Source organism: Opitutus sp. sgz309028, from assembly GCF_059821195.1.
Window position 1 is genome coordinate 492,396 of the sequence record NZ_JCAMRR010000004.1, and the last position, 19,644, is coordinate 512,039.

The following is a 19,644-nucleotide window of genomic DNA, read 5'->3' on the forward strand; positions in this document are numbered from 1 at the left end:
TTTATTCGCGGGCCTTGAGCACGCTCACGAGATCCAGCTGGTTCAGCCGGCGGCTCGCAAGCATCGCCGACAGCGCCGCGGCGCTGCCCACGATCAGGATGGCGAGGGAATAATTGAAGGTCGTAAGGATCACCGGCACGCGCACGAACTCGGTATTCACACTTTGGATAATGACCGTCGCGAAACCGGATCCGATCGCGAGTCCCACCGGCAGCGCGACCGCCGTCAGCACCACGAGCTCGTTGACGAGCACCAGCGCCACTTCGCGTCGCGTGAAACCCACCACCCGCAACGTCGCCAGCTCCCGCTGACGCTCGGAGAGCGAAATCCGCGCGCTGTTATAAACGATGCCGAAAGCGACCACGACCGCGAAGGTCATGTAGAGTTTCTGGATCAGCCCGATGCTCTCCGCGGTCGTTTTGCGGAAGCTGGCGCGAATGCCTTCTTTGATCACGACGCTCGCGGCGCGCGGTGTCTCCTTCAGCCGCGCGAGGAAGTCCGGCCACGCCCCGGCGGCCACGGAAAGATACGCGCCCGTGATGCGATCGCCCTCGCCCAGCAGGCGGTTCAGTTCGCCGATCTCCATGAACGCCGCCGTCCCGGCAAAATCCTGCGAGAGTCGCGCCACCGGCACGCGCAGTTCCGGCCGCTTGCCTTCGAGCACGCGCACGTTCACGAGATCGCCGGGCTTCACGCCGAGCACGCTCGCCAGCTTGCTCGAGAGCACGATGCCCTGCGGCGGGAGGATAATGCGGCGATCGCTTTCGTCGATGATCCGGTTGAGCTCCGCGTTGGCGCCGAGCCCGGTCAGTCCGATGCGGCGGCGAAGATTTCCCGCGCGCAATTCCACCGGCGTAGCCCGCACCGGCTCGGCGAGAATCACGCCCGGCAAGCTGCGAAAATCCGCGAGCGCGCGCGCCGGGCCCGGCTCGATCAGCGACACATACGCGGTCTGCCGCTGCACCTGGTCCCACTGATAATCGAGCACGTAGTTGATGCCGTCGCGCAGCGCGCTGGGCACGATGAGAATTCCCGTCGCGAGCGCGAGTGCGACGCACGTGAGCACGGCGCGCGCGGGCCGCCGCTCGATGTTGCGCAGCGCCATGCGAAACGAAACCGAGAGCGTGCGGGCGAGGGGAGTGCGCTCGATCAGCGCGGGGCGATAACTCGCGGGCGGCTCGGGCCGCATCGCCTCCGCGGGTGGCAAACCCACGGCGGCGCGCACCGCGCCCCAAACCCCGGCGAACGCCGCCAGCGCGCTGACCAACACGGCGAACACGAGCACTTCCTTCGCGAGCAGAAAGTCGAGCTGCGGGAAACGAAAGAACAGGTGATACATCCCGACCAGCATGTGCCCGAGCACCACGCCGCCGCCGGCCCCAATCGCGGTGCCGACGACGACAATCGCGAGCGAGAACTTGAAATAGTGCCAGCCGACCTGGCGATTGCTGAAACCGCACGCCTTGAGCATCGCGATCTGCTCGCGCTGCAGCGTGATCTGCCGGCTCATGACGGCGTTCGTCATGAACGCCGCGACGCTGAGAAACACGAGGGGAAAGCCGATCGACAATCCGTGGAGCACGCGGATCTCGTCGCGCACGCGCGTGTGCGACGGATGCGAGTCGCGCCCATACGCGCCGCGGCCGCCATACGGCACAAGCACGCGATCGACCGCCGCAATCACCGCCTCCGGCGAGGCGCCCGGCGCGAGCGACAGCGTGAGCGTGTTGAACGCGCCATCGAGATTGCTCGCCGTCGCGAGCTCCTTGTAAGGCATCCAGAAGACGCCGTAAGTCCGGTTGTCGGGCAGCGCGGAGCCCGGCGGCGCCTCGAAGACGAACTCCGGCGAGAGCACAATTCCCGCGATCCGAAACGTTTGCTTTCGGCCATAGACGACCGCGGAGATCTTCGCTCCCGGCTGCAACCGATGCGCCTCGGCGAACGCCTCGCCCGCGAGAATCTCGTTGTGCGATTCGCGGCCGACAAGGATGCGACCGCGGCGAAGATGGAGCCGGTTGAGCACGAGTTCGCCCTGCTCCGGCAACGACTGCATCAGGCCGACGGCCGGCTCCGCCATGCCCGGAAGATCGAGCGTGACCTGCAACGAAATGCCCGGTTGCACCGCGGCGACGCCGGGAATCGCGGCAATCTGCTCGGCGACGTACAACGGCGCGCGCTTCAAACGCGCGAACACTTCCGCGAAACGATAATCCCGGTAATAATCGTCGCGCGTCGTTTCGAGCGAGAGGATCAGCGATCGCGTCATGATCATCATCGCGAGCCCGCACCCCATCACGACTGCGACGGCGAACGCCTGCGATTTGATCGCACGGAGATCGCGCAGGAGCTTGCGGTCGAGGAGTCTCACGGGGCGAAGACGAGGGGCGAAGGCGAGCGGCGGCGCGGGAGAACGGTGGAGGGAAGGACGACGGAGCGAAGCGCGGCTACGACGATGGCGGAGTCGGGAGACCCCGCCCTACAAGGGCAGCGGCGACGTTTCACCATTTCAGGTTTCGCACGGAGTCGCGGGTTGCGTTCGTGTGCTCGCTGACGATCCGTCCGTCGCGCATCGAGAGCACGCGATCGGCCATATCGGCGAGGACGGCGTTGTGCGTGATGATCACGGCGAGCGTGCCGAGCTCGCGGTTGATGTGCTCGATGGCCTCGAGCACCGTGATGCCGGTGTGAACGTCGAGCGCCCCGGTGGGCTCGTCGCACAACAGCACCTCGGGTCGTTTCGCGATCGCGCGGGCGATCGCCACGCGCTGCTGTTCGCCGCCAGAAAGCTGCGCGGGAAAATGATCCATCCGCGGACCGAGACCGACGAGGTGCAGCGCGTCCTCGGGGTTCATCGGATCGCGCGCAATCTCGGTGATAAGTGCGACATTCTCCCGCGCGGTCAGGCTCGGGATGAGATTGTAGAATTGAAACACGAAGCCAACGGCGTCGCGCCGGTAGTTCGTGAGGCCCGCTTCGTCGGCTCGCGCGAGATCGGTGCCGCGATAAAGCAGCGTGCCCGCGGTTGGATTATCGAGACCGCCAAGATTGTTGAGGAGTGTGGACTTCCCGCTGCCGGAAGGTCCGAGCAGCACGACGAGTTCGCCGCGATAAAGATCGAGATCGATCCCGGCGAGCGCGCGGACCTCGGCTTCGCCCTCGCCGTAAATCTTCGTCAGATCGCGAACGGTGAAAATACTCTCGCGAGCGGGGGAGGAGGCGGGTGTGGAGCCGTCGACCATGACGTGGGGGCCAAACCAACTCACGTTTTCGGCGCGCAGCAACGCGGTTCGCCGTTGTCCTCGCGGAAGTAAGCGTCGCCGTTTTCTTGCCTTAGCGGCGCTCATGCCGCCAGCCCGTCGGCGACTGCGCACGAAAAAGCCGCGAGCACGCGCTCGCGGCTTTGAATTCGCGACCGCGGTTGGCCGCGGTCGAAAGCGACGATCCTTATTCTTCGCCGGGGCCGGTGATCACGGCGCCGCCGGTGACGTTCACCTTTTCGAGAATCGCCTTCGTGATCTTCTCGGCGAGCTCCGGCTTTTCCTTGATGGCCTGCTTCGCGGCGTCGCGGCCCTGGCCGACGAGCGCGCCTTCGTAGGCGACCCACGCGCCCTTCTTTTCCAGAATCTTGTGCTCGAGGCCGAGATCGAGGAGCGAGCCGCTCTTCGAGATGCCTTCGTCATACATGATGTCGAACTCGCACTCGGTGAACGGCGGCGCGACCTTGTTCTTCACGACTTTGATCTTGGTGCGGTTGCCGACGACCTTGCCTTCGGGCGTTTTGATCTGGTCCTTGCGGCGGATATCGAGGCGCACGGACGAGAAGAACTTCAGCGCGCGGCCGCCGGGCGTCGTCTCGGGATTGCCGAACATCACGCCGATCTTTTCGCGAATCTGATTCGTGAACATGCAGATGCACTTGGTCTTGCTGACCACCGCGGTGAGGCGGCGCATGGCCTGCGACATCAGGCGCGCCTGCGAGCCGACGGTCGCGTCGCCCATCTGGCCGTCGAGTTCCTGCTTCGAGATCAGCGCGGCGACTGAGTCGATGACGATCACGTCGATGGAGTTGGAGCGGATAAGCGTCTCGGCGATGTTGAGCGCGTCTTCGCCGGAGTCCGGCTGCGACACGAGCAGGTCGTCGAGATTCACGCCGACGATCCGCGCGTATTTCGGATCGAGTGCGTGCTCGACGTCGATGAACGCCGCGAGGCCGCCTTCCTTCTGGGCCTGCGCGATGACGCTCAAGCAAAAGGTCGTTTTGCCCGAGGATTCGGGGCCGTAGATCTCGACGATGCGGCCCTTGGGCAGGCCGCCGACGCCGAGCGCGAGATCGATCGCGAGCGAGCCGGTGGAGAGCGTCTCGACCTTCATCTTCTGGGAATCGCCCAGACGCATGATCGAGCCTTCGCCGAACTGCTTGGTGATGGAGGAGAGAGCGAGATCGAGGTTCTTGCGGGCGGCGACGTCGGGCGTGGCGGTGGCGACGGCTTTCGAATCGGCAGTTTTGGCGGGAGCGGCTTTGGACATGAGGAGTGGTTGAGTTGAGCGCCGCAGCATACACGCCGGCGCTGACGAGGTTATGTCAGGAGTCTTTCGGGCAACTGCGCCGGCCGGGCAAGCTTCGAGTGTGCGCGGCGGCGCAACGGCTCACGCACTCAACCACAAGACGCCGATCAGCAAGGTCAGCACGGCGATCGGGGTGCCGGCTTTCAGATACTCGACGAACGACAGATGCACGCCACGACGTTTCGCGATTTCGGCGACGATCAAGTTGGCCACGGAACCGAGCAACGTGAGATTCCCCGCGAGCGTCGTCGCCATCGCGAGCGTCAGCCAGGCGTGGTGCGGATCCGCCAGTGTGGGCACAACCGGCCGGAACAGCATCACTGCGGGGACGTTCGAGACGAGATTGCTGAGCACGAGCGAGACCCCGGTCAGCGCCGCGGGTCCGCGATCGGCGTAGGGCTGCAGCACGGCGAACAGTCGCTCGCCAAAACCCGCCGACGAAATCGCGCCGGTGACGACGAAGAGGGCGCTGAAAAACACGAGCAGCGACCAGTCGATCTCGTTGAAAACGCGTTCGGGCGACGTGTGCCGCGTCACCAGCAGCACGGCCGCCGCGAGCACCGCGCAGAGCGGCACGGGCGCGCCCGCGATCAACGCCGCGAGCATGAGGACGGTGGCAAAGAGCGCCTTGCGCAGCCGCGGCCACTCGACGGGCGGTTTGAACTGGTAAACCTCCTCAAAACGCTCGCCGCGAAAATCCCGGCGATACACCAGCACGATCACGAGCCAGGCGACAACGAGTCCCAGCAGCCCGATCGGCGCGAGCTCGCGCGTGAACGTCACAAAGTGAATGCCCGACGCGAGGCCGACGAGCATGTTTTGCGGATTGCCGGTGATCGTCGCGACGGAGCCGATGTTCGCCGCGGTCACGAGTCCGACGAGGTAGGGCAGGGGATTGCGCTTCAGCGTGAGCGCGATGTCGAGGATCAGCGGCGTGAACACCAGCACGATGGTGTCGTTGAGAAACACTGCGGAGAACACGCCCGACACCGCGATGATCAACGCCAGCAGCCGCCGCGGCGTGCGCGCGAGCGTGACGACGCGCGCCGTCACGAGGTGAAAGAAACCCGCCATGCGGAGGTTCACATTGAGCACCATCATCCCGAACAGCAGGACAATGGTGTTCCAATCCACCGCGGCATACGCCTCATCGAGCGTGAGCGCGCCGAGCACGATCAGCAGCGTGGCACCGACCAACGCGATCGTGGCGCGGTTCATTTTCAGCGCCGGGTAGCGTCCGATCGCGACCCCGATCAGCGTGACGACGATCACGACAGCGATCGCGATCTGGGAAAAGTTCATGTCAGCGGCGCGACGCGCGGGCTCAGCACTTATAATAAGTGCGGAACCAATCCACAAACCGCCGCAGTCCCTCTTCGAGCGGAACCTTCGGCGCGAATCCCACGGCCGCCTGCAGCCGGTCGATGCTCGCGCAGGTCTCGATCATGTCGCCCGGCTGCGGCGGCGCGAGTTCCAGCTGAGCCTTTTTGCCGAGCAGTGCTTCGAGCATCTGCACAAACAATAGCACCTCGACCGGCCGGTGATGGCCAATGTTGAACAGACGGAACGGCGGCACCGGCGGCTCGGCGGGCGGGTAGAGGAGAACCTTGAGCACGCCGTCGACGATGTCGTCGACATACGTGAAGTCGCGGCGGTTGCGGCCTTCGTTGAACAACTTCAGCGGACGCCCCTCGCTGATCGCCTGCGCGAACAACGTCGGCGCCATGTCCGGACGGCCCCATGGTCCGTAAACCGTGAAAAAACGCAGACCCGTCACCGCGAGTCCGTGCAGGTGCGCGTAGGTGTGGGCCATCACCTCGTTGCTCTTCTTCGTCGCACCGTAGAACGAGATCGGTCGGTCCGTGTGCGCGTCCTCGCTGAACGGGACCGTCGCGCCCGCGCCGTAAACGCTGCTCGACGACGCGAACACGAGGTGTTTCGGCGGCAGCTTGCGGCAGGCTTCGAGGACGTTGAGAAAACCTTCGACGTTGCTGCGCACGTAAGCCGCGGGATTCTCCAAACTATAACGCACGCCTGCCTGCGCGCCGAGGTGCACGACGTAGTCGGGTTTGAAATGCGCGTAGAGTCCGCCGAACGCCGCCGCGTCGGAAAAGTCCGTTTTCAAGAAACGAAACGCGTCGAACGCCTCCAGCTCGGCGAGCCGCGCGCGCTTCAGGTCCACGTCGTAGTAGTCGTTGAGATTGTCCACGCCGAGCACCTCGCAGCGCTTCGTCTCGGCGAGACGGCGGGCAACATGGTAACCGATGAAACCGGCGGCACCGGTCACGAGGACTTTCATTTCCGCGCTGATAAAGCAGCGCGTGTCCGGCGGCTAGCGGAAAGATGCGCGCGACGACGGCGGTGGCTCGCGGTCTTTTTTCACGCGGCCCGCGACGTCGATTCTCGCGCGGAAAACGTCATTCCAACTATGACAAATTTTTCCGTTTCCGTGGAAGACGGTGCTTGATTGCGGAAAAAGCCCTCCTATACCTTGCGGCACTTTTGCACTCGCACACGTTCCTCGCATGAAGATCAAAGCCTATCTCAAGCCCTCTTGCGGTTGGTCGAACGGCGTCCGCGCCATCATGCGCAAATACAACCTCGCGTATGAGGACATCGACATCATCAACGACCGCGCGAATTACGCGGAGATGGTGACCAAGTCCGGCCAGCCGCTTTCGCCGTGCGTTGAGATCGATGGCGTGATGCTCGCCGACGTTTCGGGCGAAGAGGTGGAAAATTATCTTCTCAGCAACGATCTGATCAAACCCGTGGACGCTCCTGTCGATGTGCCCACCAACGCCGGCTGCTCCGACGAAGAGCACGCCAAAATGGCTACTAAAACGATCCGCTTCTTCTAATTGATGTTGCTGAGAGCTCGCCGCAACCAAACCAACCCCGGGGCCGCTCTCGCAACGCCGAGACCGGCCTTTTTTGTGCACTCACCGCTTCCCATCCTGCGACTCCTCGTCGCTTCGCCCTGATCCCTCGCCAGCTTTTTCGCTGACCTAACCTGCTTGAATACTGTGAACACCACGCGGACATCGAACACCGGCCCAGCCTCTTCCCCCACTAGCGACGTTGCCCAACGCGCCCCGAAGACGCTCCGCCCGGGCAAACAAGGCCTCTACGACCCGTGGTTTGAACACGATGCCTGCGGTGTCGGGTTCGTGGTCGACATGAAGGGCCGCAAGTCCCACCGGATCCTCGAGCAGGGCCTCCAGGTCCTCAAGAATCTCGACCATCGCGGCGCCAGCGGCGCCGAGGTCAACACCGGCGACGGCGCCGGCATCCTCCTGCAGATGCCGCACAAGTTCTTCGCCGAAGTCGCGAAGAAGGCCCGTATTTCCCTCCCCGAAGCCGGCCAATACGGCGTCGGTCTCGTCTTCCTCCCGCGCAACGCCACCGCGCGTCGCAAGCTCGAGGAAGTGTTCGCCGGCATCATCCAGGGCGAAGGCCAGACCCTGCTCGGCTGGCGCACGGTGCCGACCGACAACTCCATGCTCGGCGACACCGCGAAGTCCGCGGAGCCGTTCATGCGCCAGGTCTTCATCGGCCGCAGCCCGGAGCTCGATGACGCCGCGTTCGAGCGCAAGCTCTACGTCATCCGCAAGCGCGCCTACGCCGAGATCCGCACCTCCACGTATTCGGGCGCGGAGATGTGGTATATGCCGAGCCTGTCCCAAAAGACCATCGTCTACAAGGGCATGCTCACGACCGAGCAGCTCGAGCAGTATTTCTCCGATCTGAAGAATCCGTCGATGGAGACCGCGCTCGCGCTCGTCCACTCGCGGTTCTCGACCAACACCTTCCCGAGCTGGGACCGCGCGCACCCGTATCGCTACATCGCGCACAACGGCGAGATCAACACGCTCCGCGGCAACATCAACTGGATGCACGCCCGCCAGGCGCTCTTCGCCTCCGAGCTCTTCGGCGAGGACATCAAGAAGATCCTCCCGATCATCAACCCGAACGGCTCCGACTCGTCGATGTTCGACAACACGCTCGAACTCCTCGTCCTCGCCGGCCGCCCGCTCACCCACGCGATGATGATGATGATCCCGGAACCGTGGTCGAACCACGAAACCATGGATCCGGATCGCCGCGCATTTTACCAGTATCATTCGTGCCTGATGGAGCCGTGGGACGGCCCCGCCGCCATCTGCTTCACCGACGGCAAGCAGATGGGCGCGTGCCTCGACCGCAACGGCCTGCGCCCGTGCCGCTATTACGTCACGCACGACGGTCTCGTCGTCATGGCTTCGGAAGCCGGCGTGCTCGGCGACATCCCCGCCGATCAGATCGCGCAAAAAGGCCGCCTGCAGCCCGGCCACATGTTCCTCGTCGACACCGACCAAGGTCGTATCATCGAGGACGAAGAAATCAAAAAGCAGCTCGCGACCGAGCATCCGTATCGCCAGTGGCTCAGCGAGCACTTGGTGAAGCTTGAGAGCCTCCCGGCCGCGCCCAGCGTGCCGCCGCCCGATCACGACACGCTGCTTCACCGCCAGATCGCGTTCGGCTACACCTTCGAAGACCAGCGCATCGTCCTCACGCCGATGGCGCGCGACGGCGTCGAGGCGATCGGCTCGATGGGCAACGACACCCCGCTCGCGGTGCTCTCGAACAAGCCGCGCCTGCTCTACGATTATTTCAAGCAGCTGTTCGCGCAGGTCACCAACCCGCCGATCGACTGCATCCGCGAGGAGCTCATCACCTCGTCCGAAACCCGCCTCGGCTCGGAAGGCAATCTCCTCAATCCCGACCCGCTCGCCTGCCGCCGCGTCGAGCTGAAGTGGCCCGTCCTCACTAACGAGGAATTCGCCAAGCTCCGCCGTCTCGACCAGCCCGGTTTCAAAGTCGGTGTGCTGCCAATTCTCTTCCGCGCCACCCGCGGCGAAAAAGGCCTCGCCAAGGCAATGGAGGAGATCTGCCTCATCGCCCGCCGCATGATCGAGGACGAGGAGGTCACCATCCTCATTCTCTCCGATCGCGGCGTGACGAAGGACTTCGCGCCGATTCCCGCGTTGCTCGCCGTCGCCGGCCTCCATCACTTCCTCATCCGCGAAGGGCTCCGCACGCGCATTTCGATGGTCCTCGAGACCGGCGAAGCGCGCGAGGTGCACCACTTCTCGCTGCTGATCGGCTACGGCTGCAGCGCGATCAACCCTTACGTCGCGTTCGAGACGATCGACGGCATGATCCAGGATGGCCTCCTGGTGAACGTCGACCACAAGACGGCGTGCAAGAACTTCGTGAAGGCCGCGTCGAAGGGGGTCGTGAAGGTCATGTCCAAAATGGGCATTTCCGCGATCCAGTCCTATCGCGGCGCGCAGGTGTTCGAAGCCGTCGGCCTCCGCCAGGACGTCGTCGATCACTACTTCACCTGGACGCCTTCGCGCGTCGGCGGCATCGGTCTCGACGTCATCGCGCAGGAAGTGCTCGCGCGCCACCGCGCGGCGTTCCCCGATCGTCCGGTCAACGGCCACGTGCTCCCCGTCGGCGGCCAGTTTCAATGGCGCAACGACGGCGAGTATCACCTGTTCAATCCCGAATCGATCCACCGCCTGCAAAAGGCGGTGCGCACCGGCAGCTACGCGGTGTTCAAGGAATACTCGAAGATCATCAACGAGAATTCCAAGAACGTCGCGACGCTCCGGGGTCTCCTCGATTTCAAGCTCAACGACCCGATTCCGCTCGAGGAGGTCGAGCCGGTCGAGTCGATCATGAAGCGCTTCAAGACCGGCGCGATGTCCTACGGCTCCATTTCGAAGGAGGCCCATGAGACGCTCGCCATCGCCATGAACCGCATCGGCGGCCGCTCGAACACCGGCGAGGGCGGCGAGGATCCGGAACGTTTCATCCCGCTCCCCAACGGCGACTCCAAGAACTCCGCGATCAAGCAGGTCGCGTCGGGGCGCTTCGGCGTCACGAGCCATTACCTGGTCAACGCCCGCGAAATCCAGATCAAGATGGCACAGGGCGCCAAGCCCGGCGAAGGCGGCCAGTTGCCCGGCACGAAGGTTTATCCGTGGGTCGCAAAGACCCGCGGCACCACCGCCGGCGTCGGCCTCATCTCGCCCCCGCCGCACCATGACATCTACTCGATCGAGGACCTCGCCGAGCTGATCCACGACCTCAAGAACAGCAACCGCCACGCGCGCATCAGCGTGAAGCTCGTCGCCGAGGTCGGCGTCGGCACGATCGCCGCGGGCGTCGCCAAGGCGCATGCCGATGTTGTATTGATTTCCGGATACGACGGCGGCACCGGCGCCTCGCCGCAGACCTCGATCTACCACGCGGGTCTGCCGTGGGAGCTCGGTCTCGCCGAGACGCACCAGACGCTCGTCCTCAACAATCTCCGCTCGCGCATCGCGGTGGAGACGGACGGTCAGCTCAAGACGGGCCGCGACGTCGTCATCGCCGCGCTGCTCGGCGCGGAGGAGTTCGGTTTCGCCACCGCCCCGCTCGTCGCCACCGGCTGCATCATGATGCGTGTTTGCCATCTGAATACGTGTCCGACCGGCATCGCCACGCAGGACCCGCGCCTGCGCGAAAAGTATACCGGCAAGCCCGAGCACGTCGTGAATTTCATGACGTTCATCGCCCACGAGGTTCGCGAGCTCATGGCCCAACTCGGCTTCCGCACGATCGCGGAAATGATCGGCCATACCGAGCGTCTCGAGCCCAAGAAGGCCGTCGAACACTGGAAGGCCCGCGGCCTCGATTTCAGCAACATCCTCTACCAGCCCGAGGTGGCGGACAGCGTCGGCCGTTTCTGCACCCAGTCGCAGGATCACGGCCTCGACAAATCGCTCGACCTGACGCAACTCCTCGAAATCTGCCAGCCCGCGATCGAACGCGGCGAGAAGGTCATCGCCGAGCTCCCGATCCGCAACGTCAACCGCGTCGTCGGCACCATCACCGGCAGCGAGGTGACGAAGAAATACGGCGCGCAGGGCCTGCCCGAGGACACGATCCGGATCCACTTCAAAGGCTCCGCCGGCCAGAGCTTCGGCGCCTTCATGCCGAAGGGCATGACGTTCTCGATCGAGGGCGACGCCAACGACTACGTCGGCAAAGGCCTCTCCGGCGGCAAGATCGTCATCTATCCGCCGGCGAACGCTTCGTTCGATCCGTCGGAAAACATCATCGTCGGCAACGTCGCCCTCTACGGCGCCACCGCCGGTGAGCTCTACCTGAACGGTCGCGCCGGCGAGCGCTTCGCCGTCCGCAACTCCGGCGTCAACGCCGTCGTCGAGGGCGTGGGCGACCACGGCTGCGAATACATGACTGGCGGCCGCGTCGTCGTCCTCGGCAGCACCGGCCGCAATTTCGCGGCCGGCATGTCGGGCGGCGTCGCCTACGTGCTGGATGAAACCGGCCAGTTCAAGCAGGACGTGAATCCCGCGATGGTCGGCATCGAGTCGCTCGAATCTCCGACCGAGATCGCCGAGCTTCGCACGCTCATCGAAAACCACCTCACCTACGCGAAGAGCCCCCGCGCGAAACAGGTCCTCGACCAGTGGACCGCGATGGTCCCGAAGTTCGTGAAGATCCTGCCGAAGGACTACAAGCGCATGCTCGCCTGCATCGAACGCGCCCAGGCGCAGGGCCTCACCGGCGACGAAGCCATCATGGCCGCCTTCGAAGAAAACGCCCGCGACACGTCCCGCGTCGGCGGCAACTAAGCGGCCGGGCGCTCTGCGCCCGCCGCATTTCAAATCTCAAATTTCAAATCTCAAATCCCCCCATCCATGGGCAAACCCACTGGCTTCATCGAATACCTGCGCGAACTTCCCGTCGACCGCCCGCCGCTCGAGCGCGTCAAGGACTGGAAAGAGTTTCACCACCACATGGAGGAGAAGAAACTCCGCACGCAGGGCGCGCGCTGCATGGATTGCGGAGTTCCGTTCTGCCATACCGGCAAGCTCATCAGCGGCATGGCCTCCGGTTGCCCGATCAACAACCTGATCCCGGAGTGGAACGACCTCGTCTATCGCGGCCTCTGGAAGGAGGCGCTCGATCGTCTGCACAAGACGAACAATTTCCCCGAGTTCACCGGCCGCGTCTGCCCCGCGCCGTGCGAAGGTTCCTGCGTGCTCGGCATCAACAACCCGCCGGTCACGATCAAGAACATCGAGGCCGCCATCACCGACCGCGGCTGGGCCGAGGGCTGGGTCAATCCCGAACCGCCCAAGGTTCGCACCGGCAAGAAGGTCGCCGTCATCGGCTCCGGCCCCGCCGGCCTCGCCGCCGCAGAACAGCTCAATAAGGCCGGTCACACCGTCACCGTCTTCGAACGCGCCGACCGCCCCGGCGGCCTGCTCATGTATGGCATCCCCAACATGAAGCTCGATAAGAAGGAGGTCGTCCTCCGCCGCATCAAGTTGATGGAAGGGGCCGGCATCAAATTCATCTGCAACGCCAACGTCGGCGAAAACGTCGAGCCGCAGATCTTCCTCAAGGAATACGACGCCACCGTCATTTGCACCGGCGCCACCCAGCCGCGCGATCTCCCGATCGAGGGCCGCAACTTGAAGGGCGTGCACTTCGCGATGGAGTTGCTCACCGAGAACACCCGGGCCCTCCTCAACGGCGGCGCCGAACACTGCCCGATCCACGCGAAGGGCAAGGACGTCATCGTCATCGGCGGCGGCGACACCGGCACCGACTGCGTGGGCACCTCGATGCGTCATGGCGCCAAGAGCATCACGCAAATCGAAATCCTGCCGAAGCCGCCGATGGAGCGCGCCGCCGACAATCCCTGGCCCGAGTGGCCGAAGATCTACCGCATGGACTACGGCCAGGAAGAGGCCGCGGCGAAATTCGGCGCCGACCCGCGCGCCTACGTCACGACCGTGAAGAAGTTCGTCGGCGACGAAAACGGCGCCGTGAAGGAGCTCGTGACAGTCGAGATCAAGTGGGAGAAAAACGAGAAGGGCCAGTTCGTGCCGAAGGAAGTTCCCGGCACGGAAAAAACCCGCCCCGCCCAGCTCGTCCTTCTCGCGATGGGCTTTCTCGGACCCGAGCAGGCGCTCCTCAAGGAGCTCAATCTCGAGACCGACCCGCGCTCGAACATCAAGGCCGAGCACGAGAAATACACGACCAACATCAAGGGCGTGTTCGCCGCCGGCGACTGCCGCCGCGGTCAGAGTCTCGTCGTCTGGGCCATCAACGAGGGCCGCGGCGTCGCGCGCGAGTGCGACCGTTACCTGATGGGCACGACCGACCTGCCGTAAACGCCGCCGGGTGGTTCACATCTCCCTCGCTCTTCCGGGCCGGTCTCACGACCGGCCTTTTTATTGGCCTGAGTTGGCGACGCGCCGGCGTCACTCCGCCCGAAACACGACCGCTTCCTGCGTCGTCGTGTCCGCCCGCAAATAGACGTCGCCGACATCCGCGCAATCGATCACGCGCACCACGTGCTGCAGCGCTGCGCCTGACGGCTCGAGCTCGAGCAACCGGCTCGGCGCCGACTTGAACCATTCGATATCCAGCACGTTGCCCGTCTTCTTCGGAAAATACGCCAGATAGAGCACGTCGTGCTCCACGAGATCGTTGAAGAAATGCGTGCCCAGCGACACGTCCGGGATGAGCCGTTCGTGCATGGCCACGATCTCGCAGATCACCGACACGCGGCTGATCTCGCCGAAGCCCACGGGAATTCCCAGCGCGGGACTGTGTGTCCCCCAGCGGCCGGGACCGATCAGCATCAACCCGCGATCGCCCACCGGATGATGCGGATTCAACCGGCCGATCAATCGCGCCACCGCGTAGCGATCCTGCTCGCCGAGTTTCGCATATTCGTCCTGCACCACATACACGATGCGGGTGAGCTTCTGCTCCCGACTCACGCCGATCACCGCTCCGTTGGCCGCGAGCAACCGGTTCTGCGCCGCCGCCACCGCCGGCCGCGTCAGCGTGCTCTCCCGCCGCACCTGGAAGGTCCGGCATTGCAGCAAGTGAATCCGATACGTGCCGTCCGCGATGAAGTTCAGCGCAAATTCGATGTCGACCGGCTGCTCATACGCGGCCTCCAGCACCTGGAGCATCTGCCTCAAGTCCGACGCCACCGCCGTTTCGCGCAACAGCCGCTCGAACGTGAGACACGGATAACCTTCGGCCGTGTTCGTGACGTAATAATCGGCCGGAAAATCGACCGGCTCCGCCAGCACTTCCCCGAAGGGCTGCGACACGAATCTCCCGTCGATCAAGTCGAGACAGTCCATCCGCCGCTGCGAATGATCGCGCACCTCCTCGAAGCTCGCCTCCGGCCGCCGCGTCGGCGCATTCAACGCCACCAGTCGCGTATAGTCGTCGTCCGCCCGGTCCACCGCGCGTGTTCCCAAACCGAAGACCAGCCGCACGACGCCGGCATGCGGATCGATGTCGCGATGCCAGACGAAGGGATTGTAGGACAGCCCGACGCCCGCCGCCTGCGGATAATAATAACGTCCGTGCGCCGCGCCTGACACCCGCATGATCAGCAGCGCCATGCGCTCTTCGCTTTCCAGCAATCCGCGCCGGCGCCGGTAGCGCAGAGCCTCCTCGTCGAGCACGCTCGCATACACCCGTCGCACCGCCTCCAGCAGCTCGGCCATGCGTTCCTCGCGCGAGCCGCGGTTCACCACGAAGACGCTTTCGTATTTTCCGGAAAACGCATTTCCGCGCGCGTCCTCGAGGATCGAGCTCGATCGCACGATATACGGCGACTCGCCGAAGTAATCCAGCATGCCGCGAAACTGCTCGTTGATGTGCTCCGGAAATTTCCCCGCGAGCACCCGCCGGCGGCCTTCCTCCAAACCGGCCAGAAACGTCTCCGGATATTTCTGCTGCTCGCGCAACCACCACACGCCGTTCTGCACGAGGAAGGTGACGAACACTTCCGCCCCGACGAAAAACGAGTCGTGCGCCTCCAACCGGCTCGCGAGATCCGGATCCCGATCGCGCAGGATCGCGCGCGACACCAGCATCCCGAGCGTCTTCCCGCCCACCGAACCGATGCCGATCATCCGATCCCGCACCGCCAGCATGTCCTCGAGCGTGAGATAACGTCCCACCAGCGGCGCGATGCCCGAGCGATGCACGCGCAGCGCGGCGAACACCTTCTTCGTCATCTCCGTGCGGCGCTCCACCGTGCCGCGCTCCTCGCGCCACTCCTGCGCGACCTGCGCAGCCTCCTGAAACAGCCGCCGCCAATAGCCACTGCGCCGGTCGCTCTGCAAACGCGGCCACTGCGTGCGCGACAGGATCTGCGCCAGCACCGCGCTGTCCTTCACCGGCAGGAACTCCCCGCCGTGCTGCACGTGGATCGTATTCATCGCCTCGCGCGAGCGATGCTGCACCTTGACCGGCCGCACATAGAGGCGCAGGTCCAGCCGGAACACGTCGAGGAAGAACTGTGTCGTCTGGCGGATCGCCTCCAGCGCGTAAAGCGAATGCTTGTCCCGGTAGATCGCGAAGTAGGTGACCGTATCGAGATCCCGGAGACGCGGGCACGTCAGCATGAAGAAGTTGCCCAGGCTCTGGTCCGACATCCACCGGTCCGCCAGATGCGACAGGCAGTCGAAAACGTAGATCACCCGCGTGCCAGCCCGCTCGATCACGTCGTGCACCTGCCGCACGACGGCCTCGAATCCGGCCCCGGCATCCACCTCCCGGATCTCCGCCCCGTCGTGCTCCTCCACGAGCGCATGATGGTCGGCAAAACGGAAATAGATCACCGTTCTTCCCGCCGCCCGTGCCGCCGCCACATACGGCGTCACCAGCTCCTGATACTCCTCGATCGTGTCGACCTCCCACACGATGTTGTCGCCGGGCTCGATGCCGTGAAGCACCCGGTCGATGCCGACGAGACCGGTGGTCTCGCGCCGCGGGTGAGACCCGGCGTTTCCGCCGGGCTTTTGACCCGTCGCCGCCGTTTCAGACCGACGAGGGCGCCGGGCTCCGCCGTCGCGCTCCTCGTCGTCTGAAATCCGGCTCATCGCTGCTCCGCGTTACAACACGCCCTGCTCGATCATCGCGTCGGCCACTTTCGTGAAGCCTGCGATGTTCGCGCCCAGCACATAGTTGCCCGGCGCGCCGTAATCCTGCGCCGTCGCGCGGCAGCTCTCGTGAATGTTGACCATGATGCGGTGGAGCCGCTGGTCGACTTCCTCACGCGACCAGTTCAGGCGCATCGAATTCTGGGACATCTCGAGGCCTGACGTCGCGACGCCACCGGCGTTCGCCGCCTTGCCCGGACCGTAAAGGATCTTCGCCGCGAGATACGCGTGCACGGCGTCCGGCGTCGACGGCATGTTCGCGCCCTCCGACACCAGCTGGCAGCCGTTCTTCAGCAGGGCCTGCGCGTCGGCGCCGTCGATTTCGTTCTGCGTCGCACTGGGGAAGGCGCAGTCGCAGGGCACCGACCACGGGCGGCGTCCGGCCATGAACTCGCCGCCGAATTTTTCCGTGTATTCGCGGATTCGGCCACGACGGGCGTTCTTCAGCTGCATCACCCACGCCAGCTTTTCCGTGTCGATGCCCGCCGGATCGTAGATGCTGCCGTCGGAGTCGGACAACGTCACCGGCTTGGCGCCGAGTTGCAGAAGCTTCTCGATCGTATACTGCGCCACGTTGCCCGAACCGGAAACCGTGCAGACCTTCCCGGCCAGCGAATCGCCGCGGGTCTTCAGCATCTCCTCCGCGAAATAGACCGCACCATAGCCGGTCGCCTCCGGACGGATGAGCGAGCCGCCCCACTTGATGTTCTTGCCGGTGAAGACGCCCGTGAACTCGTTGCGCAGGCGCTTGTATTGGCCAAAAAGATACCCGATCTCGCGTCCGCCCACGCCGATGTCGCCCGCCGGCACGTCGGTGTCGGAACCGATGTGGCGGTAGAGCTCGGTCATGAAGCTCTGACAGAAGCGCATCACCTCGTTGTCCGACTTGCCCTTCGGATCGAAATCCGAGCCGCCTTTGCCGCCGCCCATCGGCAGCGTCGTGAGCGCGTTCTTGAAGATCTGCTCGAAGCCCAGGAACTTCAGGATGCCGAGGTTGACGCTGGGGTGAAAACGCAGGCCGCCCTTGTAGGGGCCGATCGCGCTGTTGAACTGCACGCGGAAACCGCGGTTCACCTGCACCCGGCCGGCGTCGTCCGTCCAGGCCACCCGAAACACCACCTGTCTTTCCGGCTCCACCACGCGCTCGAGAATGCGGGCGTCGCGGTATTTCTTCTGCCGGGCAATGACGGGGCTCAGCGATTCGAGCACCTCCTGCACGGCTTGCAGGAATTCCGGCTCGCCGGCATTGCGGCGGGCCACCAGGTCGAGGACTTCAGCGATGTAGGGCTCCATAAAAAACCGATTCGCGGGCGCGGTTTCGTTTCACCGGTCGTGCCGCCCGCCGCACAAAACGCGCCCATTACGGGCAACTCCGGCGCGGAGAACAATACGGAATCCCGTTTCGCGAAAAATCGTGCTTGCCCGCCCCGAGGCCAAACTTGCAAGTGGCTCGCCCCTCCGCGCGGCGCACCGCCTCAATCCGCGTCCGTGCCGTTGGAGTCGGACAAATGCCCGCTCAGGTAGGCGTCATACGCCGCGAGATCGAGCAACCCGTTGCCGCTGAGATTGAACACGAGCACGCGCTTCCGATCCTCCTCGCGGCACCGGATCGCCTCGTCGACGACCGCCGCGATCGCGTGCGCCGATTCCGGCGCCGGCACGAGCCCCTCGCTGCGCGCGAACAACACGCCCGCCTCGAACACCTTGGTCTGCGGCACCGCGACGGCCTCGATCAAGCCGAGCTTCTTGCAGTGGCTCACCATCGGCGCCATGCCGTGGTAGCGCAGCCCGCCCGCGTGGATGCTCGGCGGCATGAAGGCGTGCCCCAGCGTGTGCATCATCATCAGCGGCGTCGTCTGCGCCGTGTCGCCGAAATCGTAGCGCAGCTCGCCCTGCGTCAGCGACGGGCAGGATGCCGGCTCGACCGCGACGATGCGCGTCTTCTTTCCGTCCTTCAACTTGCCACGCACGAAGGGAAACGCGATGCCCGCGAAATTGCTGCCGCCGCCGGCGCAGCCGAACACCACGTCCGGCTCCTCGCCGGCGAGCGCCATCTGCCGGATGGTCTCCTCGCCGATCACCGTCTGGTGCAGGCACACATGGTTCAACACGCTCCCGAGCGCGTATTTGGTTCCTGGATGCGTGACGGTGTCCTCGATTGCCTCGCTGATCGCGATGCCCAGGCTGCCGTTGCTGTCCGGCGTTTCGCGCCGCACCTTCCGCCCGAACTCGGTCCGGTCGCTCGGGCTCGCGAACACGTTCGCCCCGTAGGTTTGCATCAGCAGCTTGCGATACGGCTTCTGGTGAAAACTGACCTTCACCATGTAGACCGTGCACTCGAGGCCGAACACCTGGCACGCCATCGACAGCGAGGAGCCCCACTGGCCGGCGCCGGTTTCGGTCGCGAGCCGTTTCGTCCCCGCGACCTTGTTGTAGTAGGCCTGCGGGATCGCCGTGTTGGGCTTGTGACTCCCCGCCGGGCTCACGCCTTCGTATTTGTAGTAAATGTGGGCGGGCGTCTGCAGCGCCTTTTCGAGCCGCACCGCCCGCAGGAGCGGAGTGGGACGATACAACGCGTAGACCTCGCGCACCTCGGCCGGAATCTCCACCTGCCGCTCCGCACCCATTTCCTGCGCGATAAGATTCTCCGGAAAAATCGCCGCCATGTCCTCCGGTTTCGCGGGCTCCCTCGTGCCGGGGTGCAGCGGTGGCGGCAGCGGCTCGGGAAAGTCGGCGAGAAGATTATACCAATGCGCCGGCATCTCGTCGGCACGCAACAGGAACTGAACAGGTTGGCTCATGGGGTGGAGGAGGGTAAACGCCCCTCAGAGCTAAGCTCCCCCAAAAGGCTTCGTCACGAGCGAATCGTCCGCCGGCCAAAACCCACGCGGATAATCGCAAAATGTGCACGCCTGCGCCGAACCTTCTTCCCTCGGCCGTCCCGCGGGCCGCTGAAGCGATACTCGCCGGCCCGTAATTTCCGGGCGGCCGACGCGTGCCTTGCACAAAGTCTGCTAGTCCACGGGCTGCC

The 19,644-nt window shown here is 64.6% G+C and carries 11 protein-coding genes; 3 read left to right on the top strand and 8 right to left on the bottom strand.

The genetic code is table 11. The features are described 5' to 3' along the window. Position 1: 1 nt before the first annotated feature. The 5 genes from AC6RV7_RS17815 to AC6RV7_RS17835 form a co-directional block, all read right to left on the bottom strand. Entirely contained in the window at positions 2-2,368 is a 2,367-nt protein-coding gene (locus AC6RV7_RS17815) for an ABC transporter permease (RefSeq protein WP_500095409.1), read from the bottom strand. Between the two features lie 130 nt (positions 2,369-2,498). Then, a complete protein-coding gene (locus AC6RV7_RS17820; protein ID WP_500095411.1) occupies positions 2,499-3,239 on the bottom strand; it encodes an ABC transporter ATP-binding protein in 741 nt (246 codons plus the stop codon). Between the two features lie 205 nt (positions 3,240-3,444). After that, positions 3,445-4,527 (bottom strand): recombinase RecA, encoded by a 1,083-nt coding sequence (gene recA, locus AC6RV7_RS17825; RefSeq protein WP_500095413.1) that lies wholly within the window; start codon positions 4,525-4,527, stop codon positions 3,445-3,447. A 120-nt stretch (positions 4,528-4,647) separates the two neighbouring features. Next, positions 4,648-5,868 (bottom strand): anion transporter, encoded by a 1,221-nt coding sequence (locus AC6RV7_RS17830; RefSeq protein ID WP_500095415.1) that lies wholly within the window; start codon positions 5,866-5,868, stop codon positions 4,648-4,650. 22 nt (positions 5,869-5,890) lie between these two features. Then, on the bottom strand, positions 5,891-6,865 hold the full coding sequence (locus AC6RV7_RS17835) for an NAD-dependent epimerase/dehydratase family protein (protein ID WP_500095417.1): 975 nt from the start codon (positions 6,863-6,865) through the stop codon (positions 5,891-5,893). A gap of 226 nt (positions 6,866-7,091) precedes the next feature. On the opposite strand from AC6RV7_RS17835, the gene AC6RV7_RS17840 reads away from it, so the two are divergent. The 3 genes from AC6RV7_RS17840 (at position 7,092) to AC6RV7_RS17850 (ending at position 13,808) form a co-directional block, all read left to right on the top strand. Further along, the gene (locus AC6RV7_RS17840; protein ID WP_500095421.1) at positions 7,092-7,427 is read left to right on the top strand and encodes a glutaredoxin family protein; all 336 of its coding nucleotides are present in this window, start codon (positions 7,092-7,094) and stop codon (positions 7,425-7,427) included. 165 nt (positions 7,428-7,592) lie between these two features. Next, a complete protein-coding gene (gene gltB / locus AC6RV7_RS17845; RefSeq protein ID WP_500095661.1) occupies positions 7,593-12,257 on the top strand; it encodes a glutamate synthase large subunit in 4,665 nt (1,554 codons plus the stop codon). 66 nt (positions 12,258-12,323) lie between these two features. Next, on the top strand, positions 12,324-13,808 hold the full coding sequence (locus AC6RV7_RS17850; protein WP_500095422.1) for a glutamate synthase subunit beta: 1,485 nt from the start codon (positions 12,324-12,326) through the stop codon (positions 13,806-13,808). A 90-nt stretch (positions 13,809-13,898) separates the two neighbouring features. Here the strand turns inward: AC6RV7_RS17850 and AC6RV7_RS17855 are convergent, their stop codons facing one another. The 3 genes from AC6RV7_RS17855 to AC6RV7_RS17865 form a co-directional block, all read right to left on the bottom strand. Further along, positions 13,899-16,553 carry a PEP/pyruvate-binding domain-containing protein gene (locus tag AC6RV7_RS17855; RefSeq protein WP_500095424.1) on the bottom strand — a complete coding sequence of 885 codons (2,655 nt, stop codon included), beginning with the start codon at positions 16,551-16,553 and terminating at the stop codon, positions 13,899-13,901. A 12-nt stretch (positions 16,554-16,565) separates the two neighbouring features. Continuing rightward, positions 16,566-17,906, bottom strand: coding sequence for an NADP-specific glutamate dehydrogenase (gene gdhA, locus AC6RV7_RS17860; RefSeq protein ID WP_500095427.1), 1,341 nt, complete (start codon positions 17,904-17,906; stop codon positions 16,566-16,568). Positions 17,907-18,088: 182 nt separating this feature from the next. Continuing rightward, complete coding sequence (locus tag AC6RV7_RS17865; RefSeq protein WP_500095429.1) at positions 18,089-19,414, bottom strand: TrpB-like pyridoxal phosphate-dependent enzyme; 1,326 nt, start codon at positions 19,412-19,414, stop codon at positions 18,089-18,091. Positions 19,415-19,644 lie beyond the last annotated feature (230 nt).

What these genes read in the sequence shown, in the direction of transcription:
- AC6RV7_RS17820 (WP_500095411.1), bottom strand. Translation starts at nt 3,239, where the DNA reads ATGGTCGACGGCTCCACACCCGCCTCCTCCCCCGCTCGCGAGAGTATT.
- recA (WP_500095413.1), bottom strand. Translation starts at nt 4,527, where the DNA reads ATGTCCAAAGCCGCTCCCGCCAAAACTGCCGATTCGAAAGCCGTCGCC.
- AC6RV7_RS17830 (WP_500095415.1), bottom strand. Translation starts at nt 5,868, where the DNA reads ATGAACTTTTCCCAGATCGCGATCGCTGTCGTGATCGTCGTCACGCTG.
- AC6RV7_RS17835 (WP_500095417.1), bottom strand. Translation starts at nt 6,865, where the DNA reads ATGAAAGTCCTCGTGACCGGTGCCGCCGGTTTCATCGGTTACCATGTT.
- AC6RV7_RS17840 (WP_500095421.1), top strand. Translation starts at nt 7,092, where the DNA reads ATGAAGATCAAAGCCTATCTCAAGCCCTCTTGCGGTTGGTCGAACGGC.
- AC6RV7_RS17850 (WP_500095422.1), top strand. Translation starts at nt 12,324, where the DNA reads ATGGGCAAACCCACTGGCTTCATCGAATACCTGCGCGAACTTCCCGTC.
- AC6RV7_RS17855 (WP_500095424.1), bottom strand. Translation starts at nt 16,553, where the DNA reads ATGAGCCGGATTTCAGACGACGAGGAGCGCGACGGCGGAGCCCGGCGC.
- gdhA (WP_500095427.1), bottom strand. Translation starts at nt 17,906, where the DNA reads ATGGAGCCCTACATCGCTGAAGTCCTCGACCTGGTGGCCCGCCGCAAT.
- AC6RV7_RS17865 (WP_500095429.1), bottom strand. Translation starts at nt 19,414, where the DNA reads ATGAGCCAACCTGTTCAGTTCCTGTTGCGTGCCGACGAGATGCCGGCG.